The 16,831-nt window shown below is 73.3% G+C and carries 17 protein-coding genes, 1 tRNA gene and 1 pseudogene; 15 read left to right on the top strand and 4 right to left on the bottom strand.

All coding sequences use genetic code 11. The annotated features are described in order from the left end of the window. Positions 1 to 217 precede the first annotated feature (217 nt). Positions 218 to 976 carry a DeoR/GlpR family DNA-binding transcription regulator gene (locus EAO77_RS32800; RefSeq protein ID WP_147991962.1) on the bottom strand — a complete coding sequence of 253 codons (759 nt, stop codon included), beginning with the start codon at positions 974 to 976 and terminating at the stop codon, positions 218 to 220. Positions 977 to 1,024: 48 nt separating this feature from the next. Here EAO77_RS32800 and EAO77_RS32795 point away from each other — a divergent pair, with 48 nt between their 5' ends. The 7 genes from EAO77_RS32795 to EAO77_RS32765 all read left to right on the top strand — a co-directional run bounded on the left by EAO77_RS32795 (position 1,025) and on the right by EAO77_RS32765 (position 6,095). Then, positions 1,025 to 1,171 carry a hypothetical protein gene (locus tag EAO77_RS32795; RefSeq protein ID WP_187283518.1) on the top strand — a complete coding sequence of 49 codons (147 nt, stop codon included), beginning with the start codon at positions 1,025 to 1,027 and terminating at the stop codon, positions 1,169 to 1,171. After that, the gene (locus tag EAO77_RS32790; protein WP_147991961.1) at positions 1,168 to 1,875 is read left to right on the top strand and encodes an NUDIX domain-containing protein; all 708 of its coding nucleotides are present in this window, start codon (positions 1,168 to 1,170) and stop codon (positions 1,873 to 1,875) included. The genes EAO77_RS32795 and EAO77_RS32790 overlap by 4 nt, the downstream gene beginning before the upstream one ends. A gap of 442 nt (positions 1,876 to 2,317) precedes the next feature. After that, positions 2,318 to 3,991: a sensor histidine kinase gene (locus tag EAO77_RS41555; protein ID WP_410088743.1), complete on the top strand. Its 1,674-nt coding sequence runs from the start codon at positions 2,318 to 2,320 to the stop codon at positions 3,989 to 3,991. Positions 3,992 to 4,110: 119 nt separating this feature from the next. Further along, positions 4,111 to 4,545: a roadblock/LC7 domain-containing protein gene (locus EAO77_RS32780; RefSeq protein WP_147991960.1), complete on the top strand. Its 435-nt coding sequence runs from the start codon at positions 4,111 to 4,113 to the stop codon at positions 4,543 to 4,545. 2 nt (positions 4,546 to 4,547) lie between these two features. Beyond that, positions 4,548 to 4,919 (top strand): DUF742 domain-containing protein, encoded by a 372-nt coding sequence (locus EAO77_RS32775; protein WP_147992069.1) that lies wholly within the window; start codon positions 4,548 to 4,550, stop codon positions 4,917 to 4,919. Beyond that, positions 4,897 to 5,532, top strand: a complete 636-nt coding sequence (locus EAO77_RS32770; RefSeq protein WP_147991959.1) for a GTP-binding protein — start codon at positions 4,897 to 4,899, stop codon at positions 5,530 to 5,532. Before EAO77_RS32775 ends, EAO77_RS32770 begins: the two co-directional genes overlap by 23 nt. Continuing rightward, a complete protein-coding gene (locus EAO77_RS32765; protein WP_147991958.1) occupies positions 5,529 to 6,095 on the top strand; it encodes a GAF domain-containing protein in 567 nt (188 codons plus the stop codon). The genes EAO77_RS32770 and EAO77_RS32765 overlap by 4 nt, the downstream gene beginning before the upstream one ends. 40 nt (positions 6,096 to 6,135) lie before the next feature. Here EAO77_RS32765 and EAO77_RS32760 read toward each other — a convergent pair whose 3' ends face one another. After that, positions 6,136 to 7,332 (bottom strand): acyl-CoA dehydrogenase family protein, encoded by a 1,197-nt coding sequence (locus tag EAO77_RS32760; protein WP_147991957.1) that lies wholly within the window; start codon positions 7,330 to 7,332, stop codon positions 6,136 to 6,138. A 604-nt stretch (positions 7,333 to 7,936) separates the two neighbouring features. On the opposite strand from EAO77_RS32760, the gene EAO77_RS32755 reads away from it, so the two are divergent. The 8 genes from EAO77_RS32755 to EAO77_RS32720 all read left to right on the top strand — a co-directional run bounded on the left by EAO77_RS32755 (position 7,937) and on the right by EAO77_RS32720 (position 15,168). Further along, positions 7,937 to 8,305, top strand: a complete 369-nt coding sequence (locus tag EAO77_RS32755; protein WP_147991956.1) for an MmcQ/YjbR family DNA-binding protein — start codon at positions 7,937 to 7,939, stop codon at positions 8,303 to 8,305. Between the two features lie 457 nt (positions 8,306 to 8,762). After that, positions 8,763 to 8,836, top strand: a tRNA-Pro gene (locus EAO77_RS32750). Positions 8,837 to 9,203: 367 nt separating this feature from the next. Further along, positions 9,204 to 10,301: a Re/Si-specific NAD(P)(+) transhydrogenase subunit alpha gene (locus EAO77_RS32745; RefSeq protein WP_315986124.1), complete on the top strand. Its 1,098-nt coding sequence runs from the start codon at positions 9,204 to 9,206 to the stop codon at positions 10,299 to 10,301. Then, positions 10,291 to 10,944, top strand: coding sequence for a GTP-binding protein (locus EAO77_RS32740; RefSeq protein WP_261994249.1), 654 nt, complete (start codon positions 10,291 to 10,293; stop codon positions 10,942 to 10,944). The genes EAO77_RS32745 and EAO77_RS32740 overlap by 11 nt, the downstream gene beginning before the upstream one ends. Positions 10,945 to 11,182: 238 nt before the next feature. Continuing rightward, positions 11,183 to 11,587, top strand: coding sequence for a roadblock/LC7 domain-containing protein (locus EAO77_RS32735; RefSeq protein WP_147991955.1), 405 nt, complete (start codon positions 11,183 to 11,185; stop codon positions 11,585 to 11,587). A gap of 248 nt (positions 11,588 to 11,835) precedes the next feature. Continuing rightward, a complete protein-coding gene (tdh, locus tag EAO77_RS32730) occupies positions 11,836 to 12,864 on the top strand; it encodes an L-threonine 3-dehydrogenase (RefSeq protein ID WP_147991954.1) in 1,029 nt (342 codons plus the stop codon). 66 nt (positions 12,865 to 12,930) lie between these two features. Then, positions 12,931 to 14,136 (top strand): glycine C-acetyltransferase, encoded by a 1,206-nt coding sequence (locus tag EAO77_RS32725; protein ID WP_147991953.1) that lies wholly within the window; start codon positions 12,931 to 12,933, stop codon positions 14,134 to 14,136. A 102-nt stretch (positions 14,137 to 14,238) separates the two neighbouring features. Continuing rightward, positions 14,239 to 15,168 (top strand): LysR family transcriptional regulator, encoded by a 930-nt coding sequence (locus EAO77_RS32720; RefSeq protein WP_147991952.1) that lies wholly within the window; start codon positions 14,239 to 14,241, stop codon positions 15,166 to 15,168. A gap of 115 nt (positions 15,169 to 15,283) precedes the next feature. Here EAO77_RS32720 and EAO77_RS32715 read toward each other — a convergent pair whose 3' ends face one another. Then, positions 15,284 to 15,793 carry an SRPBCC family protein gene (locus EAO77_RS32715; RefSeq protein WP_147991951.1) on the bottom strand — a complete coding sequence of 170 codons (510 nt, stop codon included), beginning with the start codon at positions 15,791 to 15,793 and terminating at the stop codon, positions 15,284 to 15,286. Positions 15,794 to 15,887: 94 nt separating this feature from the next. Further along, a pseudogene (locus EAO77_RS32710) lies at positions 15,888 to 16,712 on the bottom strand (DMT family transporter); the annotation flags it as partial. Positions 16,713 to 16,831: the final 119 nt, after the last annotated feature.

Below are 16,831 nucleotides of genomic sequence, written 5' to 3'. Positions count from 1 at the left end.
CCCCACTGGCGCACCCCGGTCGCCCCCACTGGCGCACCCCGGTCGCCGCCCTGGACGCGACCCCGCAGGACCGCCCCGCCACCGACGCGGTGGTCGAGACCTGAGACCTCCGCGCCCCCGCGGCCGGCCCCCGCTCCGGCGGGGCCCTGCCGCGGGCGGGGGCGGCTGCTGGAGATGCCGGCCGCGCAGCCCCGGTGCGCGACCGCGGCCCGGCGGGTCAAGGGGCGGTGAGCACCTGCACACCGAGGGTGCCGAGGCCCGCGACGACCGTGTCGTCCGGGGCGGCGTCGGTGATCAGGCCGGTGATCTTCCCGAAGGGGAGGACGCGGAACCGCGAGGCCGTGCCGATCTTCTCGGACGAGGCGAGGATCCAGGTGTCCGCGGCCCGTGCGGACAGGGCGCGCTTCATCGCCGCCTCCTCGGCGTCCCCGGTGGTCAGGCCCGCGTCGGGGTGGACGCCGGTGACGCCGAGCAGGCAGAGGTCGGCCGACACGTTCTGGGCCGCCTCGACCGCGGCGGCGCCGCAGGTCACCGCCGAGTGCTTGAAGACGCGGCCGCCGAGCAGGAAGAGCTCGGCACGGGGGTGGTCGAGCAGGGCCGCGGCGATCGTCGGGCTGTGCGTGATCACGGTGCAGTCCAGGTCCCGCGGGAGCGCGTGGGCGACGGCGAGGGCGGTGGTCCCGCCGTCGAGGATCACGGTGCCGCCCGGCCCCACCAGGCCGGCCGCCACCCTGGCGACGCGCTGCTTGCCGTCCGGTGCGACGGACTGGCGGGCGGCGTAGCCGACCACGGCGGGGGAGACGGGCAGCGCGCCCCCGTAGACGCGCTGGCACAGTCCCTCGGCGGCGAGATCGCGCAGGTCGCGCCGCACGCTGTCCTCGGAGATCCCCAGTTCGGCGGCGACGTCCTTGGCGACGATCTTGCCCTCGCGGGCGAGCAGACCGAGCAGATGGTCGCGTCGTTCAGCAGCCAGCATGCACACTCTCTCCTGTTCTTGCACGTTTCTGCGTGTACGGTACCAGCCATGAACGACAAACCCCTGCTCATGCTCATTGCCGGCCCCTGCCGCTCCGGCGCCGACGAGGACGCCGCCACCGCACGCCGGCGCGGCCTGCCCGTCCATCACGACGTGGCCGACGTCCCCCACCACACCCCGCAGGACGCCCGGTGACCGGCCGCCCCGGCGTCGACGTCCCCGACCACCGCGGCCGGACCGGCCTCGACCGGCAGGGCCGCGGCCTGGACCGCAACCCCGGCGTCGTGGTCCGCGACGTCGAGCTCACCTCCCAGGGCTGGCACGTCCTGCGCCGCACCACCTTCGACTACCGCCGCCGCGACGGGCGCTGGGAGACCCAGCAGCGCGAGACCTACGACCGCGGCGACGGGGCCGTCGTCCTGCCCTACGACACCGCACGCCGCCGGGTGCTGCTCACCCGGCAGTTCCGTTACCCGGCCTACGTCAACGGCCACCCCGACGGCATGCTCGTCGAGGCGGCCGCCGGGCTGCTCGACGCGGACGACCCGGAGGCCGCCGTCCGGCGCGAGAGCGCCGAGGAACTCGGCGTCACCCTCGGCCCGCTCACCCGCGTCCTCGCCGCCTACATGAGCCCGGGCTCCGTGACCGAGCGCCTCCACTTCTTCGCCGCCCCCTACACCCCGGCCGACCGGACGGGGACCGGGGGCGGCGTCGAGGCCGAGGGCGAGGACATCGAGGTCCTCGAACTCCCTTTCTCCGAGGCCCTCGCCATGATCCGGGACGGCCGGATCGCCGACGGCAAGACCGTCCTGCTCCTCCAATGGGCCGCCCTCCACGGGCCCTTCGCCCCCGGGGCGCCGGACGAGGCCCCGTCTCCCGCCGGGACACGGCCGTCCTGAAGGCGCCGGGCGGACGCCGGGGCGGGGGAGGCCCCGCCCCGGCGCGCGCACCGGACGTCCGTCATGGGCGGTGACCCGGGGTCACTCTTTCGGGTGTGGTGACACGGAATCGTGCGCCCGGCCCCCGGTCCCGGAGCCGCCGCCCGACGGGTGCCCCCCGCCGCGGGCGGACCGGGCGGGCGGGCCCGTCACCAGGCGCGGGTCACACGCGGGGCCGGCCGCGCGGACGGCGATTCGCAAGGCCGTGCGGCGCCTCATACCAGAGCGGGACCTTCGGCGGGCAAGTTTGCCGACTGCCTCCCGGGCGCGCTCCGGGCGCGACTACCGTGTGTTGCCGGCGATCAACGGCGGGCTCCGTTCCCCCTGTTTCCCCGGCCCGCCCGCGTGCCGTCGCCCATCCGCACCACACCGATTCCTGGGGCCCCACGTACCAAGGACGCTGATGTCTCAACTTCGCGCACCCGCCCCGCGGTCCGACCGCCGCGAGGGCGGGCGACACGGCCGGCCAGGCCCCCGCACCCTGTCGTCGCCGGGCCGGTCGTCGCACGCCTCCCCGCTCCCGCCGGAAGCCCGCATACGACCCCAACTCCTGCGCACCGCCGTCCTCCCGACGGTGGTCGCCGCCCTCTGCGGCGCGGCGGCCGTGATCTTCGTCCTGCGGGCGGCCTCCCCCGAACCGACCTTCACCCTCTGGGTCGTCCTCCTCGGCATGGCCGCGATCGCCATAACGGCCGTCGCCGCCGCCGCCCTGGGCGCGGAGCGGACCGCCAGGACCGTTCTCGGGCGCGCGTCCGCCCTCCGGCGCACCGCCGCCCGGGGCCAGGCCGAGCTGCGCACCGTCGTCGACCGCCTCCGCCGCGGCGAGGGGCCCCCGCCCCGGCGCGCCCCGGTGGCCGGACCCCGGGGCGGGGACGAGTTCGACCTGCTGACCCACGAACTGACCCGGTCGCACGACGCCGCCGTCACGGCGGTCGTGCAGGCGTCCAGGCTCTCCAGCAGCGTCGGCAACGAACAGAAGGTCGAGGTCTTCGTCAACCTCGCCCGCCGCCTCCAGTCCCTCGTGCACCGGGAGATCCAGCTCCTCGACGAACTGGAGAACGAGGTCGAGGACCCGGAGCTGCTCAAGGGCCTCTTCCACGTGGACCACCTCGCCACCCGCATCAGGCGGCACGCCGAGAACCTCGCCGTGCTCGGCGGAGCCGTCTCCCGCCGGCAGTGGTCCCGTCCGGTCACCATGACGGAGGTGCTCAGGTCGGCCATCGCCGAGGTCGAGCAGTACCCGCGCGTCAAGCTGGTCCCGCCCATCGACGGGACGCTGCGCGGACACGCCGTCGCCGACGTGATCCACCTGCTGGCCGAACTCGTCGAGAACGCCACCCTCTTCTCCGCGCCGCACACCCAGGTCCTGCTGCGCGCGCAGCACGTCACGGCGGGACTCGCGGTGGAGGTCGAGGACCGCGGCCTCGGCATGCCCGCCGGGGAGCAGGAGAAGATGAACGCCCTGCTCACCGACCCGGACCAGGTCAACGTCGCCCATCTGCTCCAGGACGGCCGCATCGGCCTCTTCGTGGTCTCCGCCCTCGCCCGCCGGCACGGCATCGCGGTACGACTCCAGTCCAACATCTACGGGGGAGTCCAGGCCGTCCTGGAGCAGATGGGCGACGTTGACCTGGTCCGGGTCGGTGAGCAGGGCGTTCATCTTCTCCTGCTCCCCGGCGGGCATGCCGAGGCCGCGGTCCTCGACCTCCACCGCGAGTCCCGCCGTGACGTGCTGCGCGCGCAGCAGGACACGTCGTCTTTCCCACCCCGAAGCCGCCGGCCACCAGGATCTTCAGCGCGGTCGGGAAGTGGTCTCCGCTCCCGGCGTCACCGCGGTCACAGACGTCGTCGCAGTCCATCGAGCACCGCCTCCAGCAGTGAACGGTCCGTGGGTGTGTCATGGGTGCGCGGCCCTCGCACGACCCCGGCGAGCCCCCGCTCCCCACACCGGCGGACGGCACGACGGGCCGCCCCCGGCTGCCGCGGCGCCGCAGCCAGGAGCACCTGGTCCCGCAGCTGCGCGAGACACCCGCGCCGCGGCCGGACGAGGACCCCGCCCTGCACGACCCCGGCCTGATGGCCGCATTCCAGCGCGGCATCGGACTCGCCGAGTCGGCCCACCCGAGCGCTTCCGCGCCCGCGGCCGCCGAGCCGGGTCCGTACCGCCACGACCCCACCACCAAGGAGTAGATGACCATGGCGAGCGAGATGCCGGCCGGTCATGTCTCGGACCTCGACTGGCTGCTCAGCGGTCTCGTCCAGCGCGTGCCCCACACCCGCAACGCGGTGCTGCTCTCCTCCGACGGGCTGGTGAAATCCGTGCACGGCCTGGACGGCGACAGTGCCGACCACATGGCGGCCCTCGCGTCCGGGCTCTACTCCCTCGGCCGGAGCGCCGGGGCCCGCTTCGGAGACGGCGGGGAGGTACGGCAGGTGGTGGTGGAACTGGATTCCACCCTGCTGTTCGTCTCCACCGCAGGATCCGGCACCTGTCTCGCCGTGCTCGCCGGTCGCGAGGCCGACGCCGCCGTGCTCGGCTACGAGATGGCCATGCTGGTCAAGAGCGTGCGCCCCTATCTGGCCACACCGGCGCGCACCGCCGCCGGGGCCACGAGCGTTCCGGGGCAGTGACGGTGCCCTCGCCCAAGGACGGACCGTGGCTCGACGACGCGGCCGGGCGGCTGATCCGGCCGTACACGGTCAGCGGAGGCCGTACGCGTCCGACGGCGGCGCTCGACCTGCTCTCCCTGGTGATGGCGACCGGGACCACGCCCCAGGCGCCCCTCGGCCCCGAGCACGCCCTGGCCCTCGGCCTGTGCCACGGGCCGACGTCCGTCGCCGAGATCTCCGCCCACCTGAGACTGCCCGCCGTCGTCACCAAGGTGCTCCTCTCCGACCTCGTCGACTGCGGCGCGGTCACCGCACGGGCGCCGCGCACCCATGACACACCCACGGACCGTTCACTGCTGGAGGCGGTGCTCGATGGACTGCGACGACGTCTGTGACCGCGGTGACGCCGGGAGCGGAGACCACTTCCCGACCGCGCTGAAGATCCTGGTGGCCGGCGGCTTCGGGGTGGGAAAGACGACGTTCGTCGGCGCGGTGAGCGAGATCGACCCGCTCAGCACCGAGGAACTGCTCACCCAGGTCGGCGTGGGCACCGACCGCCTCGACGGCATCGAGTCGAAGCGGACCACCACGGTCGCCATGGACTTCGGCCGCATCACGCTCGACGCCCGCCATGTGCTCTACCTCTTCGGCACCCCCGGCCAGGAGCGGTTCTGGTTCCTGTGGGACGAGCTGTCCGAGGGCGCGCTCGGCGCGGTCGTCCTCGCCGACACCCGGCGCCTGGAGGAGTCGTTCTCGGCCGTGGACTTCTTCGAGCGGCGCGGCATCGGATTCGTCGTCGCCGTCAACGAGTTCGACGGCGCCTACCGCTACGACGCCGAGGAGGTCCGGGCGGCGATCGACCTCAGACCGCAGGTGCCGGTCGTGCTGTGCGACGCACGCATCGCCAGCTCCGGCATCCGGACCCTGGTCACCCTCGTCCAGCATCTGCTCACCACCACACCCGCCGTCGTGCCGGGCACGGCACCGAGCCATGGAGCACCGCGATGACGTACGACCCCGCCGGCCATCTGCTGCTCACCCCGGTGGACCGGGAGGCGCCCGCCCGGGTGGCGAGGCTGCGCCAGCTGGGTTTCGGGGACCGCCCCGACGCCGCCTTCGACGCGTTCGCGCAGCGGCTGGCGGAGGTGACCGGCGCCCCGTACTCGATGGTCAACTTCATCGACGAGCACCAGCAGTTCTTCGCGGGGCTGCACACGCCCGGCGGCACCCGCACGGGCAGCGACCTGAACGCCGCCGCCTCGTCCGACGTCGGCCGCTACATGGCACGCGACCACGGCTTCTGCCCGCACGTGGTGGTGCGGCGCAAGGCACTGGTGCTGGAGGACGTCTGCGACTACCCGCGGTTCGCGGGCAACCCCGTCGTCGACGAGATCGGCATCCGCTCCTACCTCGGCGCGCCGCTGATCGACCGCACGGGCATCGCGCTCGGCACGATCTGCGTCGTCGACACCGAACCGCGGCCCTGGGGCCGGGCGGGGCTGGAGACCATCAAATCGCTCGCCGCGGAACTGATCGAGCAGATCCACCGCCGGGAGGACGGCCGGATCTGACGCCTCCCGTGCGGCCCGGGGTCCCGGGCCGCACGGGACGCTAGCCCGCGTGCGCCATCCGCACGACGTCACGGAGCTGCTGCGACCACTGCCCCTTCGCCGTCCCGAGCGCCACCTCCGCGAGCCGCAGCAGCTGGATGTCCGAGGTGCCCGCGGGGGCGAACATGTGCAGCGCGTCGCGCAGATACCGCTCCACGGGGCGGTCGGTGAAGAGCCCCGCGGCGGCGTGCACCTCCATGGCGCACCGGGCCGAGTCGATCGCCGACTCCACGTTGACCAGCTTGGCGTTCATCAGCTCCGCGTCGCAGGGCAGGCCCTCGTCGAGCAGGTGCACCGCGTGGTAGGCGGCCAGCCGCGAGGTCATCAGCCGGGACTGCATGGCGCCCAGCTTCAGTTTCACCGACGGCAGTTCGTGCAGCGGCTTGCCGTACCGTGTGCGCTCCTCGCAGAAGCGCGTCGTCTCCTCCAGGATGGCGCGATGGATGCCGAGGGACACCGCGGTGAGGTTGGCCCGGCCGTACAGCACGCTGGACGAGTACGCGACGGCCAGCCCGTCGCCCTCCTCGCCCAGCCGGCTCGACGCGGGGACGCGGCAGTCGTCGAAGAACAGCTCGCCGAAGCTGAAGCCGTGCAGGCCCATCGTCGGTCTCTGGTCGCCGACCCGGAAGCCGGGCCGGTCCGATTCGACGAGGAAGGCCGTCAGGCCGCCCGAACCCGGACCCGTTCTGGCCACCACGCCGTGCAGATCGCCGACGTGGCTGTTGCCGACGAACACCTTCCGGCCGTTGAGCACATAGTCGTCCCCGTCACGGACGGCGGTGGCCCCCATGCCCAGCACATGGCCGCCCGACTCCGGTTCGGTGACGGCTATCGTCGGCAGGCACTCACCGGCGGCTATCGCCGGCAGCCAGGTCTTCTTCTGCTCGTCGCTGCCGAAGTGGACGATCTTGGCGACGCCGAGCTGGGAGGCCTGGACCATGGCCCCCATGGCACCGCTCACCCGGGACAGTTCCTCGATGACGATGGTCTTGGCGAGGTGGCCGAGGCCCGTGCCGCCGTAGTCCTCGGCGATGGTCACACCGAGCCAGCCCTGGCGCGCGACGTGACGGGACAGTTCCCGGTCCACCGTCCGGGCCGACTCCATGGCCGGAACGCGGGGCCGCACCTCCCGCTCGGCGAACTCCCTCACCTGGTCGCGCAGCCGGTGGTGCCACCGGCTGGCGAAGTATCCGTCCATCGCGAGCTCCCCTCCGCGAAACGGCTGCTCGCGCACGTGTGCGAGCAGGTGGTGCACCGGCAGTGACCCCGTCCCGAACAGGCCGACCACCTCAGCCTGTTGACCCTTCCCGACCGGAACAAGACGGATTCCAACATTGGCTGAAATGAGGGGCATTGACGTGTGGCGGGAGTGATGTACGGCGTGGTGCCGAAGCGCCCCTCCTGCCCCGGCCACGGCCAACCCCGACCATTCCCCGTGAACGTCCCGCTGCCACATGCCGGTGGCCCGGAGTTCCCCGCCGTCGGCGCGAAACGGCGCTTCCGGGGGCGTTCCCGTGCTCCGTGGTGAACGTGCGCGCCCGGGCGCGGAATCGATTCATCGCCGGTTGGGACCGAAAGTCACCGTTCAGGGGCGGGAACGGACCGCAGAGACCAGCGCACGGGGGTGACCTACGGCGCGCGAACGGGACGACCCCGCTGGGGAGCGCGCGCCCCAGCGCGCAAGCGCGTGTCACGAGCCCCTCCGCGCCGCGACCCGGCCACCCGCGCGCCTGCGGGCCGGGACCGGCGGCGGGGGGCCGTTCCCCCGCGCGGTTGTCGGTGGAGCGCATTACCGTCGGCGCATGGCCACCGCCGATGACGTCCGCAGGATCGCCCTCTCGCTGCCCGCCGCCCAGGAGAGGCTCGCCTGGGGCATGCCCACCTTCCGGCTGGAGGCGCGGGGCCGGATCTTCGCCTCGCTCGACGACGAGGACCGGGTGATGGGGGTCAAGTGCCCCAAGGAGGACCGGGCCGGGCTGATCGCCGCCGAGCCCGGCAAGTTCTTCCTCCGGGAGGGGCACGACGACGGTTACGCCTGGTTGCGCGTGCGCCTCGCCGCCCTGGACGACGAAGCCGAGCTGCGCGCCATCCTGGAGGACTCGTGGCGCCAGGCCGCTCCGGCCCGTCTCCGCGACGCGCACCCGGAGCTGGGAGCGCGCCGGGCGGAGTGAGGCGGCGCGCCGAGCGCGTCCGACCGGGGGCCGTTCCGGCACGCTCCGTGGCGCGCCCGGCCCCGGGGGCGCTCCCGGAGGCCGATGGTGATCGCGCGGCGGGGGTGGCGTTCCGGTGCGGGGGGTGACGGCTTCGCGGCTGATCTCGGCGATGACCGGGGCGAGCCTCGGCTCCGCGTCCGGCAGCCGGGTGGTGGAGACACATCGGTCACGCATCGTGTCCGTCGTGCCACGCTCCCGTCGGTGGCCGTCGGTGGCCGTCGGGCGCCCGGGGCGCGGTGGTCGGGGGAGGGGAGTCCTGTCGTGTCCATGGACCCCACGGTGCAAGCTCACGCGTGCTTGAGATCGGGCTCCGGTCGTGTGCGTGGGCGCCGCCAATGGGTTCGTGACCACGGGTGAGAGTGCGGTATTGTTCTCATGCGCGTTCGGCCAGGGGGAAACCCCAGGTCACGGGCATCGGGACGTGGCGCAGCTTGGTAGCGCACTTGACTGGGGGTCAAGGGGTCGCAGGTTCAAATCCTGTCGTCCCGACTCGAAGGAGTCGCAGGTCGAGGGGCCGCTTCGGAGAAATCCGGAGCGGCCCCTCGGTCGTTTTCCGGGCCTGTCCGGGTCCCGTCCCGGGTCTCCTCGCCCGCCCTCGGGGGACGGATCGCCCCGCCCGCGCCGCGCGCGATCCGTGTGATGCACGGGATGCGGGCCCCGTCGAGTGTTGCGTGTACCTCACTGGCAGGTGCTGTTCAAGGGGAGCTTCCGACGGCCAAGCTGATCGACGTGCCCCGGTCCACGGCCGGGCGCACTGCTGATCGAGTTGAAAAATGCCGTTTATGGCCAAAGCAGCGAACGGAGAACGCTCGTGATTGTCGGAGTCCTCAAGGAGGCGCGGGCAGGTGAGAGTCGTGTGTCGGCAACGCCGGCCACGATCGAACAGATCCGCAAACTGGGGTACGAAGTCGTCGTCGACCCGGGCGCGGGCGTCGCGGCCGGCTTCACCGACAGCGCCTACGAGGCGGGCGGTGCGACGATCGGCGACGCGGCGGGCGCGGACGTGGTGCTGGGCGTCAACGCCCCGGCCCCGTCCCAGCTGGACCGGGTGCGGCCGGAGGCGACGGTGATCGCCCTGTTCGCGCCGGCCTTCGACCCGGAGATGGTCGAGGAGCTGGGCCGCCGTCCGTTCACGGCGCTGTCGATGGACGCCGTGCCGCGCATCAGCCGGGCGCAGTCGATGGACGTGCTGTCGTCCATGGCGAACATCGCCGGCTACCGGGCCGTCATCGAAGCCGCCCACGAGTTCGGGCGCTTCTTCACCGGCCAGGTGACGGCGGCGGGCAAGGTGCCCCCGGCGAAGGTGCTCGTCGCGGGCGCCGGTGTCGCCGGTCTCGCGGCGATCGGCGCGGCGGGTTCGCTCGGCGCGGTCGTACGGGCGACCGACCCGCGGCCGGAGGTGGCCGACCAGGTCCGCTCGCTGGGCGGCGAGTACCTCTCCATCTCCTCGCCCGAGGTGGAGGTCTCCAAGACCGGTTACGCCAAGGAGATGGGCGACGACTACAAGGCGCGCGAGGCGGAGCTCTACGCCGCGCAGTGCCGCGAGGCCGACATCGTCATCACCACCGCCCTGATCCCCGGGCGCCCCGCGCCGACGCTGATCACCGCGGAGATGGTGGCGACCATGAAGCCGGGCTCGGTGGTCGTCGACATGGCGGCCGCCAACGGCGGCAACGTCGTGGGCACCGTGAAGGGCGAGAAGACCGTCACGGAGAACGGCGTGACGATCATCGGGTACACCGATCTGGCGGGCCGGCWGCCGGCCCAGGCCTCCCAGCTGTACGGCACGAACCTGGTGAACCTGCTGAAGCTGATGACGCCGGGCAAGGACGCGCGGCTGGTCCTCGACTGGGACGACCCGGTGCAGCGCTCGATCACCGTCGTGCGCCGGGCCCCTTCACCCGCCCGCCACCCCGCCCGACACCTCCTGGGAGAGACGACGCATGGCCCCTGACAGCACCCGGACCACGCCGCCCGAGCAGAGCGCCCCGGCCGCGCAGAGCCCACAGCGCACCGGCGAGGACACCGGCGCTCTCGCCCTCAAGATCCTCGTCGCCGGCGGCTTCGGCGTCGGCAAGACCACCCTCGTCGGAGCCGTCAGCGAGATCCGCCCGCTGCGGACCGAGGAACCGCTCAGCGAGGCCGGCAGCGGTGTGGACGACACCGAGGGCGTCGCCCGCAAGACCACCACGACGGTCGCCATGGACTTCGGCCGCATCACCATCCGTTCGGGACTCTCCCTCTACCTCTTCGGGACGCCCGGACAGGACCGCTTCTGGTTCCTGTGGGACGAGCTCTCCCAGGGCGCGCTGGGCGCCGTCGTCCTCGCGGACACCCGCCGCCTCGGTGACTGCTTCCCGGCCGTCGACTACTTCGAGCACCGCAGGATCCCGTTCGTCGTCGCCGTCAACTGCTTCCCCGGGGCGCGGGCGTTCGGCGCCCACGACGTCGCGCGCGCCCTCGACCTCGACCGCGGCACACCGGTCGTCCTGTGCGACGCGCGCGACAAGGACTCCGGGAAGGAGGTGCTCGTCCGCCTCGTGGAGTACGCGGGCCGGGTGCACACCGCCCGCATGCTCGACTCCGTGGGTTCCTGATGTGCGCCGCCGGTCGAACGCGTCGCATTCGGCGCGCGGGGCGGCTCGGCGGTGCGCGCCTCGGCGCGCACCGCGCGCCCGCCGGCTCCGCGCGCACCCGCCAAAACCGGCGGACCTGCGCGGATCATGGCCGGGCGGTGCCGTTTCGCGGGGAGAGGACCTTGCCGAGGAACGCCGCGTACGAAAGGCTTACCGGCAGACGTACGGCCACGGGGAACGTACGAGGGGGAGGACCGCGATGGCGTTGGACAAGGGACTCGACTGGCTGCTGGACGACCTGACGAAGCGGGTCGACCACATCACGCACGCGCTGGTGCTCTCCAACGACGGGCTGGTGACCGGAGCGAGCACCGGGCTCGCGAGGGAGGACGCCGAGCACCTCGCGGCCGTCTCCTCCGGACTGCACAGCCTCGCCCGCGGCTCGGGCCGCCACTTCCGCGCGGGCCGGGCCCGCCAGACCATGGTCGAGTTCGACGAGGCCATGCTCTTCGTGACCGCCGCGGGCGACGGCAGCTGCCTGTGCGTGCTGACCTCCGCCGAGGCCGACGTCGGCCAGGTGGCCTACGAGATGACGCTGATGGTCAACCGGGTCGGCGAGCATTTGGGGGTCGCGGCCCGTCAGCCGGGCGACCACACCATCTGAGCTGCTGCGACGAGGTGCTTCGGCGGCGACGGCAGCTGCCGGGGCGTGCCCTGCGGGGGCCGGGCGCCGGGCCGCGTGACCGGCCGGGCACCGGGGTGCCGGGACCCCGTGAAGCTGCGCTGTGGGCCCGCTTAAGAAAACCTCGATGGACGCGACGCTCCGAGCTGGGCAGATTGGAGCCCGTCCACTGAGCGGAGCCGTATTTTCGGTATCCGGTCAGTCCCCGTCGCATGCCTGGAGCCGTATCGATGAAGGCACTTGTCAAGCAGCACGCCGAGCCCGGGCTGTGGCTCATGGATGTGCCGGAGCCCGAGACCGGCCCCGGCGATGTGCTGATCAAGGTGCTGCGCACCGGCATCTGCGGCACGGACCTGCACATCAGGTCGTGGGACCACTGGGCGCAGCAGGCCGTCACCACCCCCCGTGTCCTCGGCCACGAGTTCGTCGGTGAGGTCGCGTCCGTCGGGGCCGACGTCGCGGACATCTCGGTGGGCGACATCGTCAGCGGCGAGGGCCACCTGGTGTGCGGCAAGTGCCGCAACTGTCTCGCCGGCCGCAGGCACCTGTGCCGCAGCACGGTCGGCCTCGGCGTCGGCCGCGACGGAGCCTTCGCCGAGTACGTGGCGCTGCCCGCGTCCAACGTCTGGGTGCACCGCACCCCGGTGGACCTGGACGTCGCCGCGATCTTCGACCCGTTCGGCAACGCCGTGCACACCGCGCTGTCCTTCCCGCTCGTCGGCGAGGACGTGCTGATCACCGGCGCCGGCCCCATCGGCATCATGGCCGCGGCCGTCGCCCGCCACGCCGGCGCGCGCAACGTGGTCATCACCGACGTGAGCGAGCCCCGGCTCGAGATCGCCCGCAAGGCCGGCGCCACCCTCGCCGTCAACGTCGCCGAGACCGGTATCGCCGACGCCCAGCGGCAGCTCGGTCTCAAGGAGGGCTTCGACATCGGCCTGGAGATGTCCGGCCGCCCCGAGGCCATGCGCGACATGGTCGACAACATGACCCATGGCGGGCGCATCGCCATGCTCGGCCTGCCCGCCGACGAGTTCGCCGTCGACTGGTCGAAGATCGTCACCTCGATGATCACCATCAAGGGCATCTACGGCCGCGAGATGTTCGAGACGTGGTACGCGATGACGGTGCTGCTGGAGGGCGGCCTCGACCTCGGCCCGGTGATCACCGGCAGCTACGGCTACCAGGACTTCGACGCCGCGTTCGACGAGGCCGCGCACGGCCGCAGCGGCAAGATCATCCTCGACTGGACCGTCTGAGCCCGTCCGGACCGCCCCGCGTCCCGCCCCTCGCCCCGCCGGGCGACCGCCTCAAGGAGACCCCTCATGTACGCGTCCGTCCGCGACGACCTCCGCACCACCCTCGACGAGATCCGCGACGCCGGGCTCTACAAGCCCGAGCGGGTGATCGGCACCCCGCAGAGCGCCTCCGTCGCCGTCACCGCCGGCGGTGCCGCCGGTGACGTGCTCAACTTCTGCGCCAACAACTACCTCGGCCTCGCCGACCACCCCGAGGTCGTCGCCGCCGCCAAGGACGCCCTCGACCGCTGGGGCTACGGCATGGCGTCCGTCCGCTTCATCTGCGGCACCCAGGAGATCCACAAGGAGCTGGAGCAGCGCCTGTCGTCCTTCCTGGGCCAGGAGGACACCATCCTCTACTCCTCCTGCTTCGACGCCAACGGCGGTGTCTTCGAGACCCTGCTCGGCCCCGAGGACGCGGTCATCTCCGACGCGCTCAACCACGCCTCCATCATCGACGGCATCCGCCTGTCCAAGGCCCGGCGCCACCGGTACGCCAACCGCGACCTGGCCGACCTGGAGCAGCAGCTCAAGGAGACCCAGGACGCCCGGCGCCGGCTGGTCGTCACCGACGGCGTCTTCTCCATGGACGGCTACGTCGCCCCCCTCGCCGAGATCTGCGACCTCGCCGACCGCTACGACGCGATGGTCATGGTCGACGACTCGCACGCCGTCGGCTTCGTCGGCCCCGGCGGCCGGGGCACCCCCGAACTGCACGGTGTGATGGACCGCGTGGACATCATCACCGGCACCCTGGGCAAGGCGCTCGGCGGCGCCTCCGGCGGCTACGTCGCCGCCCGCGCCGAGATCGTCGAGCTGCTGCGCCAGCGCTCGCGCCCCTACCTCTTCTCCAACTCCCTGGCGCCCGTGATCGCCGCCGCCTCCCTGAAGGTGCTGGACCTCCTGGAGTCCGCGGGGGACCTGCGCGAGAAGCTCGCGGCCAACACGGCGCAGTTCCGCTCGGCGATGACGGACGCCGGCTTCGAGATCCTCCCCGGCGACCACGCCATCGCGCCCGTGATGATCGGCGACGCCGCCGAGGCGGGCCGGATGGCCGAGCTGCTGCTGGAACGCGGGGTGTACGTGATCGGCTTCTCCTACCCGGTCGTCCCCATGGGCCAGGCACGCATCCGCGTCCAGCTGTCCGCCGCCCACTCGACCGAGGACGTCGAGCGCGTGGTCGCCGCGTTCACCGACGCACGCGCCGCAATGGAGGCCGAGGCGGGGGCGTGAACCCGGCCCCGTCCCGGGGGCGGCCGGCGCACGGACCGGGGCGTGAACCCGGCCGTCGGGTGGGCGGCCGGCGGGTGCCGCGGCCGGTGACACAATGACGGCGTGATCGACCCCCGCCGGCTGCGCATCCTGCGGGCCGTGGCGGACCACCGTACGGTGACCGCCGCGGCCTCCGCGCTGTACCTCACCCCGTCCGCCGTGTCCCAGCAGCTCAACGCGCTGGAACAGGAGACCGGCCACACCCTGCTGATCCGCGGCGGCAGGGGCGCGACCCTGACCGCGGCGGGGGAGATCCTGCTCGGGCACACCCACGCCGTCCTCGCCCAGCTGGAGCGGGCCGAGGCCGAGCTGGCCGCGTACGCGCAGGGCGCGGCCGGCGAGGTGACCGTCGCGGCGTTCGCCACGGGCATCGCCGAGGTCGTGGCGCCCGCGATCGTGCGGCTGGCCGGCGAGCGGCCGGGCATCGGCGTGCGGGTGCGTGACGCGGAGGGCGACGAGAGCCTCCCCCTGGTCCTCGACGGGGAGGCGGATCTGGCGGTCGCGGTCGAGTACCGGGGCGCGCCGGGCGCGGGCGACCGGCGGCTCTTCAGGGTGCCGCTGTACGCGGAACCCTTCGACGCCGTCCTGCGGGCCGATCACCCGCTGGCCTCCGCGGAGCGCGTGGAGCTCGCCCGGTTCGCCGGCAGCGACTGGATCGGCCCCTACCCGGGCAACCCCTGCCACGACATGGTGCTGCTCGCCTGCGAACTCGCCGGCTTCCAGCCGAGGCTGGTGCACCAGTCGGACGACTTCCGCGCCGTGGTCGCCCTGGCCGGCGCCGGGGCCGGGGTGGCCCTGGTGCCCCGGTCCGCGCTGCGCGGCATGGAGCTGAACGACGCGGTGGTGCGCTCGGTCTCCGGCCCGGCGGCGACCCGCCGGGTGTTCGCCGCGGTCCGCAGGGGCGCCGAGGAGCACCCGCTCATCCGGCCCGTCCTGGACGCCCTCGCGACCACGGCCGCCGGCCTCTCCGGCGAGGACGACCCCGCGGCCTGAGCCCGGACGGCCGAGGTGCGGCGCGCGCGGGCTCCCGGGCCGGGACGCCCCCGCCCGGACGGCCGGGGCGGGGCCCACCCGGCCCGCACAGTCCGCCCCGTCCGTACGGAACGCCTCAGGCCGCGGGCGTCTCCAGCGCCTTCTTCAGGTTGGCCAGCGTCGTGCGGATGTTGCGGCGCTGGAAGTCGGCGAAGGTGTGCCCGCGCGTCGCGATCCGGTCGAACACACCGGCCAGCGCGTCCGGCCAGGCCCGGCGGTCGTCCGTCCATGTCTCCGTGACCCGCGTCCCCCCGCCCTCGGCCGGCTCGAAGCGGTACTCCCAGGTCGCGATGGGGCCCCGCAGCACCGGCCGCCGCAGTCCGATGGCCCGCACCCGGAACGCGAAACGCTCACCCGGGTCGGCCGCCGTCACGGTGCAGCGCGTCGTCCACGACAGCGGCCCCCGGGTGTTGCGGCCGTCGAAGACCGTCCCCACCCGTGTCCCGCCCGAGGCGTCGCGCACGACGGCGCCACGGTTCTCGGGGCTCCAGCGACCCATCAGCGTCGGGTCGCTCACCTGGGCGTAGACGTCCGAGGGGGACGCGTCGATCACGACGCTGTCCGAGACGGTGAAGATCCGTGGCATCGTTACGACTCCGATCATCGAGGCCGCCCGACGTTACCGCGCCCTGCGCCGCACCCGTACCCCGGGGTGTCCCGCCGCGGCTCATCGCCACGCCGACGAGCACCACGCCCATCCCCGCCACCACCCGCGGCCCCACCTCCTCGCCCAGCACGACGGCGCCGAGTGCCACCGACACGACGGGCAGCAGGTAGCCGACCGCGGCGGTCGTCGTCGGTCCCTCGTCGGCGATCAGCCGGTTGGTCAGCGCGAACGTGAACCCCGTGGCCAGGACCCCCAGCGCGACGACGGCGAGCACGCCCGACGGCTCCACCGCGCCCCACGCCCCCGTGCCGCTCCCGGTGAGCGGGACGGCGAACACCCCGTAGCCCGTCGCGGTCACCAGTTGCGCGGCCGACAGCGCGAGCGGGTCACCGCCCCGGCCGGAGAGTCTGCGCGCCATGTACGCGAAGGCCACGGCGTACCCGAGGGCCGCGCCCAGGATCGCGAGCGCGCCCGGTCCGAGGAGTCCACCGCCGTCCCAGGGCGCGAAGATCAGCAGCACACCGGTGAAACCGAGCAGCAGACCGGCCACCCGTACCGGCCGGACACCGCGCTCGGCACCGGTGGCCAGGCCGATCAGCAGCGACCACAGCGGTGTGGTCGCGTTGAGCACACCCGCCACCCCCGAGTCGACCGACTGCTGGCCGATGCCGAACAGGACGAACGGCAGCGCGTTGCAGAAGAACGCAGCCACCAGCAGCCGCCGCCAGGTCACCGCGTCCGACGGCAGCCGCCGACCGGTCACGAAGCAGACCGCCACCAGCACCAGCGCGCCGAGCGCGCAGCGGGCGAAGGCGATGAGGCCCGGCGACAGGCCGCCCTCCAGGGCGAGTTCGGTCCACAGGAACGCCGACCCCCACAACAGGGCCAGCAGCCCCATCCGCACCACCGTGCCATGCCCGCGCGCCACGTCCGTCTCCCTCCACCGCGTCGTGGAGTCCACCGTGCACCCGCACCCTGCTGAAGCACCAGTGAAAGCTTCTGGATCTGTTGTTAACC

This window comes from Streptomyces sp. T39, from assembly GCF_008042045.1.
Taxonomy (GTDB): domain Bacteria; phylum Actinomycetota; class Actinomycetes; order Streptomycetales; family Streptomycetaceae; genus Streptomyces.
The sequence above is the reverse complement of the archived record's forward strand: the minus strand, read 5'-3'. Positions and strand labels throughout refer to the sequence as shown.